Below are 12907 nucleotides of genomic sequence, written 5' to 3' on the forward strand. Positions count from 1 at the left end.
CGCGATATCACGGCGCCAGGTTCCTTCGTTCCTTCGTTTGCGTTTCGCGCCATGGGGCCGTGCGTTGGACGCGTGGACGGCGCGCGCGGCGCGTCAATGCATATAAACGGGTGGAGCCGTCCACCCTACGTCTCAATCAACCATTATCGATATCTGAAGCGTATCACTGCGCCGGCGCGTCGCTTGGCGCCACCGGATTCACCGGTCCGGTGTTCACCGTTGTGACGAAATACTCGGTCTCGCCAAAGCAGCTGGTCGGCACGCCGCGGTGCTGTTCGTAGCTGATTTCCACGCGCTGGCCCATGGTCGACTGCAGCTTCTGCACCAGGCTTTCGTCGCGCACGGTAAACGCAAACCGTTCGGGAATCGCCCCCGGCATGCTCGACAGCAGGATCTCGCCTTCCCAGGTCTTGCACAGCCAGCCCTTGTTCGAGAACTTCTGCAGGTAGCCGGCGCGCGTGCCTTCGGAATACGACCAGCTCAAGGTGAACCAGGTGTATAGCCCGAACACCATCACGAGGGCGACGAGCAGGGAGAGCAGGACGGCGAGGGCGCGCTTGGGCAGGGCTTTCGGCATGATCGGTTCAGTTCAGAAGTGGATGCGGTGGTGGATGAGCTGGCGCGGCGGTTCCGCGCGGCGCCCATTCTGCCATGGCCGCGCGGATTGTCAAAAGGTCCAGGCTTAAGCCAGGCTTATGAAGAGACGCTCAGGCTGTCGCGCGCTTCTTCCGCCTCGACCCGCTTGCGGTAGCGGATCGACGACCACAGCGACACCAGGATGAAGGCCAACCCGGACAAGCCCGTGAACCACTCCGGAATATGGAAGTGCACGCTGGCAAACATGATCAGGGCCAAAATGCCGATCGCGTAGTGGGCGCCGTGTTCGAGGAAGACGAATTCCTGCAGCGTGCCCTTGTAGACCAGGAACACCGTCATCGAGCGCACGAACATCGCGCCGATGGCCAGGCCCAGCATGATCACGACCACGTCGTTGGTAATCGCAAAGGCGCCGATCACGCCGTCGAAGGAGAACGACGCATCCAATACCTCCAGGTACAGGAAGCCGCCGATACTGCCCTGGGAAATCATCTTGCCGACCGTCGGGTCATGCTCTTCTTCTTCCAGCAAGCCGCTGATCCAGTTCACGCCGATGTACACGGCGACCCCGACCACACCCGAGATCAGCACGGCCAGCTTGCGCTGCTCCGGCATCAGCGACATGGCGAAGAACACCGCCAGCAGGGTCAGCAGCACAGCCAGGCCTTCGCTGCCGTACTTGCCCACTTTTTCCTCGATCCAGCCGAGCCAATGCAGTTCCTTTTCCTCGTCGAACAGGAAGTTCAGGAAGACCAGCATCAGGAAGGCGCCGCCGAAGGCCGAGACTTCCGCGTGGTGCTCGGTCAGGTGGCGCGAATATTCTTGCGGGGTGTCGATCGCCATGTTCCAGACGTCGAGCAGCCCGAGGCCGGTGGCCACCGAGACGATCACCAGCGGGAACAGCAGGCGCATGCCGAACACGGCCACCAGGATACCGACGGTGAGGAAGAGCTTGCGCCAGAATTCGTTCCAGTGGCGCAGCACCGACGCATTCACGACGGCGTTGTCGAAGGAGAGCGAGACTTCGAGCACGCCCAGGATCGCCGTGATCCACAGCGCCGACAGCAGGCCGGCCATGCCGCCATGCTCATAGCCCCACCAGCCCGACAATGCCATGAGCACGGCAGTGACGATGAACGATAAACGGAAGTGTTGCATTGTGTTCCTCTTCTTATTCGAATATTGGTTGAAATGACACAGTTTTCAGGCATCTTACCTGTTTCACACCGGGGAAGGTCGCAGCGCAGGTCGCTCGCGTGCATGCCTTCTGCCATAATTCCGGCCGGCACTTATTTACTAGTTAATTTCGGATAATACATGGACCTTTCCTATCTCATCACGCCTTTTCTGACCTGGCTCGTCGTCGGCCCCATCAAGTTCCTGATCAATAGTGCGCGCCAGCGGCGCTGGGCCTTCAACCTGGTCGGCAACGGCGGCTTCCCGAGCAACCACAGCTCGGTGGTCACCAGCATGGCGACCCTGATCGCCCTGCGCGAGGGAATGGGACATCCGGCCTTCGGCGTGGCCGTGACCCTGGCCTTCATCGTGATGATCGACGCCAACAGCCTGCGCCAGCACGTCGGCCGCCAGGCCGCCGCCATCAATCGCCTGGCGGTCGAGGTCACCGGCCACATCACGCTGCGCGAACGCATGGGCCATACCCTGGTCGAAATCTGCGGCGGCATCGTCACCGGCATCGGCATGGGCTTCCTGGTCTACCACCTGTTCGTGGCCTGAACCGGATAGCGCGTCACGGGCGGACGGGTGTCCGCCCACTGTCCGCCCCTCGTCCGCTTGTCCGTTCCACATGCAGTTCATCGCACCAGAACGCAGTTCATCCATCGAAAACCACAGTGCGCAGGACCGTCGATTGACGGGTGGGTCCGGCTCCCGGATACTGCGCGCTGGTGAAATCCCCCTCTAAAAATAACTACGTCATCAGCGTCCATCTGGAGAGACTCAACATGCTGCGCAACACTCTACTCGTCCTTGCCATCGCGTCGGCCCTGGCCGCCTGCAGCAAGGAGGGCAAGGACCCGGCCAAGGCCGGTCCGAACGCCACCGCCCAGGCCAACCAGAAGGACAACAAGCCGAGTCAACTGCTGGTTGCTCCCGAAGACCTGCTGACGGTGCAGAGCGATGCGCTGGCCTCCGGCCCGGTGGTCACCGGCTCGATCCAGCCGGAACGCCGCGCCGACCTGCGTGCGGAAGTCTCGGCCGTGGTGCTGCAGGTGTTGAAGGAGAACGGCGAGCCGGTCAAGCGCGGCGATTTGCTGGTGAAGCTCGACGAAACCGCGATCCGCGATTCGCTGCTGTCGGCCGACGAAGCCGTGCGCGCGGCCAGCCAGGCGCTGGACCAGTCGAACCGCCAGCTCGAGCGCCTGAAAACCCTGCGCGCCTCGGGCATGACCTCGGCCGCCGCGTTCGACGAAGCCGAAGTGCGCAAGAACAGCGCCCTGAGCGAATTGTCGGCCGCGAAGAGCCGCGCCGCCCTGGCGCGCCAGCAGACCAGCCGCACCCAGGTGCGCGCGCCCTTCGACGGCATCGTCAGCGACCGCAAGGTATCAAGCGGCGACACCGCCACCGTCGGCAAGGAACTGGTGAAGGTCATCGATCCGAACAGCATGCGCTTCGAAGGCCGCGTCTCGACCGACAAGATCGCCACCGTGAAGCTGGGCCAGCCGGTCAAGTTCCACATCAACGGCTACGGCAACCAGCAGTTCACCGGCGTGGTGAAACGCATCGACCCATCGGCCAACGACGTCACGCGCCAGGTCGAGGTACTGGTTGGTTTGACCGGCGAGCAGCCGCGCGTGGCCGGCCTGTATGCGGAAGGGCGGATCGACGCCGAGACCTCGAACGCGCTGATGCTGCCGGAAAGCGCCATTGTCCGTAACGGCGACGAGGTGTATACCTGGCGCGTGAAGGGCGGCGCGCTGTCGAAAGTCAACCTGGAAGTCGGCATGCGCGACCAGCGCACCGGCGCCTGGGAAATCAAGACCGGCCTGGCCGCCGGCGACACCGTGCTGCGCAGCCCGAGCTCGAACCTGAAGGATGGCCAGAAGGTCGAAATGGCCAACGCCCGCGTGGCCTCGGCTCCCCAGCCCAAAGGGAAATAAGCCATGTTCCTTTCCAATTTCAGTGTCAAGAAGCCGGTCGCCACGATCGTGCTGATTCTCGGCATGATGTGCATCGGCTTGCTGGCCTTGTCCAAGCTGCGCGTCAACCAGAATCCCGACGTCGATATCCCGGTGATCGTGGTCAACGTGCCGTACCCGGGCGCCTCGCCCGAGACGGCCGAGCGCGAGATCATCGACCGCCTGGAAAAGCAGATGCAGAGCGTGCAGGGCGTGACCGAAGTCACGTCCTACGCGAATGAGGGCAGCGCCACCCTGGTGCTGGAATTCGACTTCAAGCGCAACCTGATCGAAGCCTCGGACGACGTGCGCAACGCCATCTCGGCGGTGCGCTACAAACTGCCGACCGAGATGCGCGAACCGATCCTGCGCCGCGTCGATCCGTCGGCCCAGCCGATCATGCAGCTGGCGCTGTCATCGAGCAGCCAGAGCCACGCGACGATCTCGCGCCTGGCCGAGGACGTGCTGGCCGACCGCTTCCGCGCCATCGATGGCGTGTCCACCGTCAACGTCAACGGTTCGCTGCGGCGCGAATTGTCGGTGCTGCTGCGCGCCGACCAGCTGCGCGAATACAACGTTTCGGTCACCGAGGTGACGAATGCGCTGCAAAGGCAGAACACGAATGCGCCGGTGGGCAAGGTGCGCGGCGTGCTCGACGAAAAGGGCATCCGCCTGATCGGGCGCATCGAGCGTCCGGAAGATTTTTCGCAGATCGTGGTCAAGCGTAGCGGCGACACCATCGTGCGCCTGAACCAGGTGGCCACCATCGAGGATGGCTTCGCCGACATCGACAGCGCCTCGATCCACAGCGGCGCGCCGAACGTCGGCATCTCGATCGTGCGCACCCGCGATGCCTCGACCGTGTCGATCGCCAAGCGCGTGCACGCACTGGTCGCCGAGATCAACAAGGAACTGCCGAAGGGCACCACGCTGACCATCACCCGCGACGGCGGCGAGGAAGCGCAGAGCAGCCTGAACAACGTAATCGAGTCGCTGGTGTTCGGCGCCATGCTGACCATCTTCGTGGTCTATGCCTTCCTGAACTCCTGGCGCTCGACGCTGATCACGGCGCTGTCGCTGCCGACCTCGGTGCTGGCCGCCTTCATCGCGGTCTGGCTGTGCGGCTTCACGCTGAACTTCATGACCCTGCTCGGCCTGTCGCTGGCGATCGGCGTGCTGATCGACGACGCCATCGTGGTGCGCGAAAACATCGTGCGCCACATGGAAAACGGCGCCGACCGCCGCACCGCGGCCCTGGTCGGCACTTCCGAGATTGGCATGGCCGTGGCCGCCACCACCTTCTCGATCATGGCCGTGTTCATCCCGGTCGCCTTCATGCCGGGCGTGGCCGGCGAATGGTTCCGTCCGTTCGCGCTGACCGTGACCTGCTCGGTGGCGGTGTCGCTGTTCATTTCCTTCACGCTCGACCCGATGCTGTCGGCCTACTGGGGCGACCCGCCGGGGCACCACCTGGAGCCGAAGAGAGGCCTGTCGAAGGTCCTGGGCCGCTTCAATGCCTGGTTCGACCGCCTGGCCGGCCGCTACAGCGGCGTGATCGCCTGGGCGCTGCACCACCGCCGCTGGATGGGCGTGATCGCCTTCCTGACCTTCGTGCTGGCGATCGTGCTGCAAAGCACCCTGGGCGGCACCAGTTTCCTGCCGAAAGGCGACGGCAACAAGATCATGATCGAAGTGCGTACCCCGGCCTCGTCCAGCCTGGCCTTTGCGCGCCTGAAGATGGAGCAGGCGGCCCAACTGGCCCACACGCTGCCGGAAACGCGCGCCACCGACATCGTCGCGCGCCCGAGCGGCGGCTCGATCTACGTCGAGATCGGCAAACGCAATACCCGTACCCGCAGCGCGGCCGCGATCGGCGCCGAGCTGCGCCAGAAGGTGGGGCAACTGGTAGGCGCCGAGTACACCGTGCTCGACGACCTGTCGGGCGGCGGCAAGCCGGTGCAGATCGAATTCACCGGCAACGATTCGCGCAAGCTCATGGAGCTGACCACGGCCTACATGGAGAAGCTGCGCCAGGTGCCGGGCGCGGTCGACGTGACATTGTCGCAGCAGGACCCGAAGGACGAGCTGCAGATCGAACTCGACCGCGGCCTGGCGAACTCGATGGGCGTGTCGGTGGGCGACGCCGCCACCGCGCTGCGCGTGGCCTTTGCCGGCATCGAGGTCGGCGACTGGGTCGACCCGACCGGCGAAACCCGCGACGTGGCCGTGCGCCTGCATCCGGAAGACCGCGTCAGCATCGAGAACATCGAGCGCCTGCCGATCGCGATTGCCGGCACCAACACCATGGTGCCGCTCGAGCAGATCGCCCGCATCAGCATGGGCAAGGGTCCGTCGGAAATCGTGCACAAGGACGGCAAGCGCGTGATCACGGTCTCGGCGAATGCGCAAGGCCGCTCGAACGGCGAAGTCACGGCCGATGCGATGGCGCTGGCCAAGAGCTTCGACTTCCCGCCGGGCTATGGCCTGGCGCTGGGCGGCGCCGGCAAGGACCAGGCCGAGCTGTTCCGCGAAATGACGATCGCCCTGTTCGGCGGCATCGGCTTGATGTACCTGATCCTGGTGATGCAGTTCGGATCGTTCACGGCGCCGCTGGGTGTGATGCTGTCGCTGCCGCTGTCCCTGATCGGCGTGGTGGTGGCCTTGCTGGTGACCGGCGGCACCCTGAACCTGATGAGCTTTATCGGCATCATCATGCTGATGGGCCTGGTGGCGAAGAATGCGATCCTGCTGCTGGAAGCGGCGCGTGCACTCGAACACGAGGGTTACGACCGCGAAGAGGCACTGATGAAGGCCGGCCGCGTGCGTCTGCGTCCGATCCTGATGACGACGTTTGCGCTGATCGCCGGCATGCTGCCGGTGGCGCTGGCCCTCGGCCCGGATGGCAAGTTCTACCAGCCGCTGGCGGTGGCCATCATCGGCGGCACCATCACCTCGACACTGCTGACCCTGCTGGTGGTGCCGACCTTCTACGACAGCATCGAGATCTCGCGCGAGCGCATGGCCGCCAAGTTCGGCCGCCGCGCCGAACGCTGGCACGTGCTGCCGGCCTTCCTGGTCACCTTCGTCGAGGCGCTGCTGACCATCGTGCTGGTGCGCTTCGTGTTCCGCATGATCCTGAAGATCGTCGGCTTCATCACCGGCCGCGGCCGTGGACCGGGCGCTGGCAGCGGCAAGCGCGTGCCGCTGGCCAAGGCGCCGCCGAAGGTCACCGAAGGCGTGTAAGGTCTTCGCCGTTCCTGGCAGACGGAATGGAAAGAGCCCGCACATGTGCGGGCTCTTTTTTATTGCGGCGTCCTGTCTGGCCCGGGAGCTGAAATCGGATTCAGCGGCCGGATTCAGCGGCCGGTGCCTGGGGCTGGATCAGCGGCCGGATTCGCCGGCGCCGGCGCGGGTCGATGCTGGACCGGTGCCGGTGCTGTTGCCAGTGGAACCGGTGGTGCCGCTGCCGTCGCTGCCCGCGGCCGGTGCCGGGGCCATCGGTGCGCCGCCCGGGTTGGCGCCGCCGGTGGTGCTGCCGTTCGGGCCGACCTCTACCGCGCCGCTCACGCCGCTGGCGCCGCCGACCGCGCCTGGCGTGTTCTCGCGCGAGCCGCCTTCGTTTTCGCCGACGGTGCGCGGGTTATTGTTGGTGTTGTACTCGACGCCGCCCAGTCCGGTGTCGCCGGCGTTGCCGGATGCGCCGACAGTGCCGGCGGCGCCGCTGTTGCCTGCGCCTTCAGTGCGGCTGGAGACTGCTGCTGCGTCGCCGTCGCCGCCGATGCCGTTGTCTTCTTTCTTGCAGCCGCCGAGGACGGCGGCGAGCAGGGCGGTGGTCATAATGATGGCTGGAATTTTACGGGTCGTTTTCATGGTCTGTCCTTTGTCCTGTTGATCGGTTTGCCGCCGGCCATGCCCCGGGCATGGCGGCAGCGATGCCGGCGGACTGTGCCGCCGGGCTTGTCTGGTCTTACTGGCCGGTGGTGGTGCTGCCGGTACCGGTATCGCGGTTGTTCGCGCCGGTGCCGGTGCCCGTGCCGGTGGTGTTCGCCGTGGTGCCGTCGGCATTGGCCGGGGTCATGCTGTTGGCGCCGGGGCCGCCCGAGACCGTGCTGCCGGGCGCGCCCGAGCTGGTGCCGCCGTTGTTGCCTGCCGCACCTTCATTGTCGCCCTGCACGCCGATGTTCGTGGTTTCGCCGTTCGTCGGATTCACGCCGGCAGTCGGGTTGGCGGTTGCCGGGTCGGTGCCGCCAGCCGTGGTGCCTGCCGCGCCGCTGGTGCCGACCGCGGTGCTGGTGCTCAGGCCGCTGCCTGCGACCGGGCCGCCATCAGCGCCCTGGGCCACCGGATCGGCAGCCGGCTCGTCCTTGCGGCAGCCGCCGAGCATGGCCGCGACAACGGCCGTGGCCAGGATGATTTTCGGGAAGGTGGTCGAACGGTTCATGGTGAACCTCCTTGAAATATGGGAAAAGAGTCGCAGCAATGCCGCGTTGGTTCCCATTCTGGCGATCTGTCAGCGCGCAGTCCGTGCGCGGGCCAACGTAAGGCGCAAAGTGGCGCACATCAGGTAAATGCTGCAAGGTAAGAAAGTGGGGTGACAGCCCGAGGAAGGTTCGTTGAAGGCGAGATGACGGCGAGGACGAGGCGGAACGACAGGGAAAGCAGAGGGAGGAAGGGAGGAAGGGCGGCGCCGATTGCCTGCAGCTGAGCAAAACGGAAACGTGCAATACGACAGGCAAAGCCGGACAAGCGACACTGGGCAGTCGTTACCGGGCAAGCAGAACCGGACAGGCAGAACCGGACAGGCGAAACCGGGTTAGCGACATCGAACAAGCGGAACCGGACAAGCAGAACCGGACAAGCGAAACCGAAAACGCTTAACCAGAAATGCTAAACCACGCCACACCGGCAGATTCTCCGGTGGCGTGATGCATTACTGCCATGCGCCACACCGCAGAGCCTGCGCAAGCAGGCCCTGCCGGGTGGTCATGCGCGGCCCGATTAGCGGCCGGTGGTGCCGGTTGGCGGCGCCGTGGTGCCGGCGGCAGTACCCGAATCGGTATTGCCGGTCGTGCCCGAGGCGCCGGTGGTGCCAGTGGTGCCGGCTGGCGGCGTGGTGGTGTCGCCGGTAGCGCCCGTGCCGGTGGTGCCGGTGCCGGTTGCGCCAGTACCCGTGGTGTCGCCGGTGGTGCCGGTTGCGCCGGTGCCGGTGGTGTCGCCGGTGGTGCCGGTGCCGGTGGCGCCGGTGCCGGTGTCACCCATGGTGCCGGTGGTGCCGCTCGTGCCCGACGTCGAGCTCGGCGAGGTTGCCGAGGTGTCGCCGGCGCCAGTGGTGTTGGCGGTGTCGTTCTTTTTGCATGCGCCCAGCATGGTGGCCAGGAGGGCTGCGGTCAGCAGGATTTTTGGTGCTTTGGTCATTGCGTTCATTGTTTATACTCCTCGTTCACGTCTATCTTGTGCCGTTGACTCCAGGTGAGGCGCTGGAGGGCTAACGGCGCCAGTTCAGTTTCGACATGGAACCTCGCTGGGTCCATTGCCGAAACACTCAGGGAACCGACGCAACACGCGGCCCCGTTCGGTGCACGAATCCGACTATTGATTAGACTGACATCGCTACCGTCAGTTCGTCGGATTGTGCACATCTTGCTTTGTTCCGCGATACGACATGCGGATTTTGATACCAGTCAAACGGCTTCCCGTCCGACCGTTTCCCCCGGCGCAGGCCGGATGGTCTTGCCGTCGCCGGCACGCGTGCCGGCAACCGATTCGAGCAGGGCGGGGATCTCGTCCGGGATCTCCCGCGCCAGGTAACCAAGTACGCCCATGCGCTCGGCCAGGCGTTCGCCGGCGCGCGCATGCAGGGCCACGCCCCAGCAGGCAGCCTGTTCGAGCGAGGCGCCGCGCGCCGCCAGCCCGGTGATGATGCCCGACAGGGTGTCGCCCGAGCCGGAAATGCCGAGGCCGACGTTGCCGCCTTCGTGCTGCCACAGTTCGCCGCCGGGCGAGGCGATCACGGTGCGCGCGCCCTTCAGCGCCACCACGGCGTTCCATTCGGCGGCCGAGGCCAGCGCGCGTGCATCGGGGCCGGACACGATGTCGGGCTTGGCGATGCCGGTCAGGTGCGCCATTTCCCCGCAGTGCGGAGTGACGATGACGGGCTGCTCGAAGCGGTAGCATGCGTTCGGGTCCCAACCCGGCGGTGCGTGCAGCAGCGTGCCCATGGCGCAGGCGTCGAGCACGACGGCGGTGTCGCCGCCCTGCAGGCGTTCGAGCAGGCCGTGCACCAGTTCGGCCGCGGCCGCCTCGTCCTGCATGCCGGGGCCGATCAGCACGGCGCTGACGCGGTCGGCCAGCGGATCGAGCCGGGCAATCGCCTCGGGCGTGAAGCCGCCGGCTTCGGTTTCCATCAGGCCGATCACGCGCGCCTCGGGCATGGCCATGGCCACCAGCTGGGCCACGCTGGCGCCGGTGGCGATGGTCAGCTTGCCGGCGCCGGCGCGCAGGGCGGCGGTGGCGGCCAGGATGACGGCGCCCGGCATTTCGCGCGAGCCGCCCAGCACCAGCACGTGGCCGCGCACTTCCTTGTCGCTGTCTTCGCCGGGCATCGGCAGCGGCCACGCGCGCAGCAGCTCGGTGGTGACGTCGTGCACGGCAGGTGCGCTCTGGATGGCGTTCATGATGTCGAGATCAAGCCTTGGGCGCCGTCGGCACGTCTTTGCTGACCGTGACCGGGGTGCCGGTCGCTTCGAGCGGGGCCACGAAATTCACGAGGCGCACCACCAGCTTGCCGCGCTTGCCGGCCTCGGGATCGAAGGCATACGAGGTGACCGAGCAGTTCGGCACGTCGCCGGCGCGGTCGAAGGCCAGGATGCTGGCTTCGTCGAGGCGCTCGATCAGGTAGCGGAAGCAATTCACGATGACCTGGTGCGCGACGATCAGTACGCGCTCGCCGCAGTATTCGCGCGAGATGGTGTCGAGCAGGCTGCGCAGGCGCAGGACGACGTCGCACCAGCTTTCGCCGCCGGGCGGGCGGAAATAGAACTTGCCGACGTGCTGGCGCTGTTCGTACAGCTCGGGATATTTATGGGCGATGCCGTGCGTGGTAAGGCGGTCGAGGATGCCGAATTCCTTTTCGCGCAGGCGCTCGTCGGAATGGATGGCCAGCATCGCCTCGCGGTCGAGGCGGCGCATCAGGAGCTTGGCGGTTTCGGCGGCGCGCACGTAGGGCGAATGCAGCACGACATTCGGGCGCTCGGCCTCGGGCAGGGCGGCAAACCATGCACCCAGGGCCTGGGACTGGCGGATGCCGAGCTCGGACAGGGGCACGTCGACGTCGCGCTCGGCGATGTCGATCATGTGCCCGGCCGCCGCCTCGGCCACGTCACGCGCGACATTGCCCGCGCTTTGACCGTGCCTGACCAGCCAGATTTCCTGAGGCCACTTCTGTTCCATTCGCTGCCCGCCATGATTATTGACATGACGTCATCTTAGACGGATTCGGCAGCGGGTCAGCGCACGATACTTTTTGCTAACAAATCACGAAAAAACCAGATGCGGTAGCAGTCAGGCGGCCTGCTCTTCGCCGTCCAGATTGGTTTCCGCGTCACTGTTAAACACGGCCATGTTGCTGGCGCCGAGGGCGCGCGCGGTCAGGGTGCCGGCGGTGATCGAGCCGCTCACGTTGAGGGCGGTGCGGCCCATGTCGATCAGCGGTTCGATCGAAATCAGCAGGCCCGCCAGCGCCACCGGCAAGTCCAGCGCCGACAGCACGATCAGGGCGGCAAAGGTGGCGCCGCCACCCACGCCGGCCACGCCGATCGAGCCGAACACGACGATGGCCACCAGCGGCAGCAGGAAGCCGATGTTCCACGGGTCGATGCCGACCGTGGGCGCGATCATCACCGCCAGCATGGCCGGATAAATGCCGGCGCAGCCGTTCTGGCCGATGGTGGCGCCGAAGGAAGCGGCGAAGTTGGCGATGCCCTCTGGCACACCGAGACGGCGCGTCTGGGTCGCCACGTTCATCGGAATCGCGCCGGCGCTGGTACGCGAGGTAAACGCGAACACCAGCACGGGCAGGATCTTCTTCACGTAGCGCAGCGGGTTGTAGCCCGCCAGGCCAACCAGCAGCAAATGCACGCCGAACATCAGGAACAGCGCGCTGTACGAGGCCAGCACGAAGTTCAGCAGATTCAGGATGTCCTGCAGGCTGGAGCCGGCCACCACCTTGGTCATCAGGGCGAACACGCCGAACGGGGTCAGGCGCAGCACCAGGGTCACCATGCGCATCACGATTGTGTGGGCGACGTGCACAAAGTGGCTGAACGAAGCGAATTCGGTCGGCTTCTTGGCCGCGATGCCGGTGGCGGCAATGCCGATGAAGACCGAGAACAGGACCACGGCGATGGTCGAGGTCTTGCGCGCGCCGGTCATGTCGAGGAAGGGATTGGCCGGGATGAACGACAGGATCATCGAGGGCAGCGAGATTTCCTTGGCCGTCGAGAGCGAACCCTGCAGGTATTCGCCGCGCGCCACTTCGGCCGCCGAGGCGGTCAGGCCCACCGCCGACAGGCCGAACACCTTGGCCATGGCGATGCCGATCAGGGCCGCCACGGCGGTGGTGGCGATCAGGATGCCGATGGTGAGCGCGCTGATCTTGCCGAGCGAGGCGGCGTCGCGCAACTTCAGGATGGCCCCGATGATCGAGACCATGATCAGCGGAATCACGATCATTTGCAGCAGTTTCACATAGCCGCTGCCGACCACGTCGAGCCAGGCATTCGTGCCCGCCACTTCGGCCGAGGCGGCGCCGTAGATGGCTTGCAGGGCGGCGCCCAGCACCACACCCAGGCCCAGGCCGGTGAACACGCGCCGTGTGAACGACTGGTGGCTCGCCTGCATGCGGTACAGCAGGACGCAGACGGCAAGGGCGACGGCCAGGTTGAGAAGGATGGGAAGGGTCATGGGTGCCTCTTGTTTTGAGCAGCAATTGAATCGCAGCATTCTATAGGCAAACCGGGCGCCCCGCAGCGTGCCGGCCCGTTCACCGGTCATGCCGCTCTGTCAACGCTTGTTGTGCAAGGGCGACGATAAACCCATGAAAGCAGTAAGGTATTAGCCAGAAAGTTTCCGTATGGATTCACTTGTTCCTATAATCGAGGAAGCCGGCCGGTCCC

At 65.5% G+C, this 12907-nt stretch carries 11 protein-coding genes; 3 read left to right on the top strand and 8 right to left on the bottom strand.

Annotation, left to right across the window (positions count from 1 at the left end):
• Positions 1–163 precede the first annotated feature (163 nt).
• Both QPK31_RS19525 and QPK31_RS19530 read right to left on the bottom strand, forming a co-directional pair.
• Positions 164–577: a hypothetical protein gene (locus QPK31_RS19525; protein WP_290424553.1), complete on the bottom strand. Its 414-nt coding sequence runs from the start codon at positions 575–577 to the stop codon at positions 164–166.
• A 116-nt stretch (positions 578–693) separates the two neighbouring features.
• Positions 694–1755 (bottom strand): DUF475 domain-containing protein, encoded by a 1062-nt coding sequence (locus QPK31_RS19530; RefSeq protein ID WP_290424554.1) that lies wholly within the window; start codon positions 1753–1755, stop codon positions 694–696.
• Positions 1756–1914: 159 nt separating this feature from the next.
• Here QPK31_RS19530 and QPK31_RS19535 point away from each other — a divergent pair, with 159 nt between their 5' ends.
• The 3 genes from QPK31_RS19535 (at position 1915) to QPK31_RS19545 (ending at position 6977) form a co-directional block, all read left to right on the top strand.
• On the top strand, positions 1915–2334 hold the full coding sequence (locus tag QPK31_RS19535; RefSeq protein WP_290424555.1) for a divergent PAP2 family protein: 420 nt from the start codon (positions 1915–1917) through the stop codon (positions 2332–2334).
• Positions 2335–2561: 227 nt separating this feature from the next.
• Positions 2562–3716 carry an efflux RND transporter periplasmic adaptor subunit gene (locus QPK31_RS19540; protein WP_290424556.1) on the top strand — a complete coding sequence of 385 codons (1155 nt, stop codon included), beginning with the start codon at positions 2562–2564 and terminating at the stop codon, positions 3714–3716.
• Between the two features lie 3 nt (positions 3717–3719).
• Positions 3720–6977 carry an efflux RND transporter permease subunit gene (locus QPK31_RS19545; RefSeq protein ID WP_290424557.1) on the top strand — a complete coding sequence of 1086 codons (3258 nt, stop codon included), beginning with the start codon at positions 3720–3722 and terminating at the stop codon, positions 6975–6977.
• A 138-nt stretch (positions 6978–7115) separates the two neighbouring features.
• On the opposite strand, the gene QPK31_RS19550 is transcribed toward QPK31_RS19545, so the two are convergent.
• The 6 genes from QPK31_RS19550 to QPK31_RS19575 all read right to left on the bottom strand — a co-directional run bounded on the left by QPK31_RS19550 (position 7116) and on the right by QPK31_RS19575 (position 12695).
• Positions 7116–7604 carry a hypothetical protein gene (locus QPK31_RS19550; RefSeq protein WP_290424558.1) on the bottom strand — a complete coding sequence of 163 codons (489 nt, stop codon included), beginning with the start codon at positions 7602–7604 and terminating at the stop codon, positions 7116–7118.
• A gap of 97 nt (positions 7605–7701) precedes the next feature.
• The gene (locus QPK31_RS19555) at positions 7702–8175 is read right to left on the bottom strand and encodes a hypothetical protein (RefSeq protein ID WP_290424559.1); all 474 of its coding nucleotides are present in this window, start codon (positions 8173–8175) and stop codon (positions 7702–7704) included.
• Positions 8176–8732: 557 nt separating this feature from the next.
• Positions 8733–9158: a hypothetical protein gene (locus QPK31_RS19560; RefSeq protein ID WP_290424560.1), complete on the bottom strand. Its 426-nt coding sequence runs from the start codon at positions 9156–9158 to the stop codon at positions 8733–8735.
• A gap of 257 nt (positions 9159–9415) precedes the next feature.
• The gene (locus tag QPK31_RS19565) at positions 9416–10408 is read right to left on the bottom strand and encodes an NAD(P)H-hydrate dehydratase (RefSeq protein ID WP_290424561.1); all 993 of its coding nucleotides are present in this window, start codon (positions 10406–10408) and stop codon (positions 9416–9418) included.
• A 10-nt stretch (positions 10409–10418) separates the two neighbouring features.
• The gene (locus QPK31_RS19570) at positions 10419–11183 is read right to left on the bottom strand and encodes a histidine phosphatase family protein (RefSeq protein WP_290424562.1); all 765 of its coding nucleotides are present in this window, start codon (positions 11181–11183) and stop codon (positions 10419–10421) included.
• Positions 11184–11294: 111 nt separating this feature from the next.
• Positions 11295–12695: an L-cystine transporter gene (locus tag QPK31_RS19575; RefSeq protein WP_290424563.1), complete on the bottom strand. Its 1401-nt coding sequence runs from the start codon at positions 12693–12695 to the stop codon at positions 11295–11297.
• Positions 12696–12907: the final 212 nt, after the last annotated feature.

This window comes from Massilia sp. YIM B02769 (assembly GCF_030411995.1).
Classification (GTDB): domain Bacteria; phylum Pseudomonadota; class Gammaproteobacteria; order Burkholderiales; family Burkholderiaceae_D; genus Telluria.

Bases quoted from the DNA above. Each gene is read 5' to 3' on its own strand.
- QPK31_RS19535 (WP_290424555.1), top strand. From the start codon at position 1,915: ATGGACCTTTCCTATCTCATCACGCCTTTTCTGACCTGGCTCGTCGTC.
- QPK31_RS19555 (WP_290424559.1), bottom strand. From the start codon at position 8,175: ATGAACCGTTCGACCACCTTCCCGAAAATCATCCTGGCCACGGCCGTT.
- QPK31_RS19525 (WP_290424553.1), bottom strand. From the start codon at position 577: ATGCCGAAAGCCCTGCCCAAGCGCGCCCTCGCCGTCCTGCTCTCCCTG.
- QPK31_RS19565 (WP_290424561.1), bottom strand. From the start codon at position 10,408: ATGAACGCCATCCAGAGCGCACCTGCCGTGCACGACGTCACCACCGAG.
- QPK31_RS19550 (WP_290424558.1), bottom strand. From the start codon at position 7,604: ATGAAAACGACCCGTAAAATTCCAGCCATCATTATGACCACCGCCCTG.
- QPK31_RS19545 (WP_290424557.1), top strand. From the start codon at position 3,720: ATGTTCCTTTCCAATTTCAGTGTCAAGAAGCCGGTCGCCACGATCGTG.
- QPK31_RS19530 (WP_290424554.1), bottom strand. From the start codon at position 1,755: ATGCAACACTTCCGTTTATCGTTCATCGTCACTGCCGTGCTCATGGCA.
- QPK31_RS19560 (WP_290424560.1), bottom strand. From the start codon at position 9,158: ATGAACGCAATGACCAAAGCACCAAAAATCCTGCTGACCGCAGCCCTC.
- QPK31_RS19540 (WP_290424556.1), top strand. From the start codon at position 2,562: ATGCTGCGCAACACTCTACTCGTCCTTGCCATCGCGTCGGCCCTGGCC.
- QPK31_RS19570 (WP_290424562.1), bottom strand. From the start codon at position 11,183: ATGGAACAGAAGTGGCCTCAGGAAATCTGGCTGGTCAGGCACGGTCAA.
- QPK31_RS19575 (WP_290424563.1), bottom strand. From the start codon at position 12,695: ATGACCCTTCCCATCCTTCTCAACCTGGCCGTCGCCCTTGCCGTCTGC.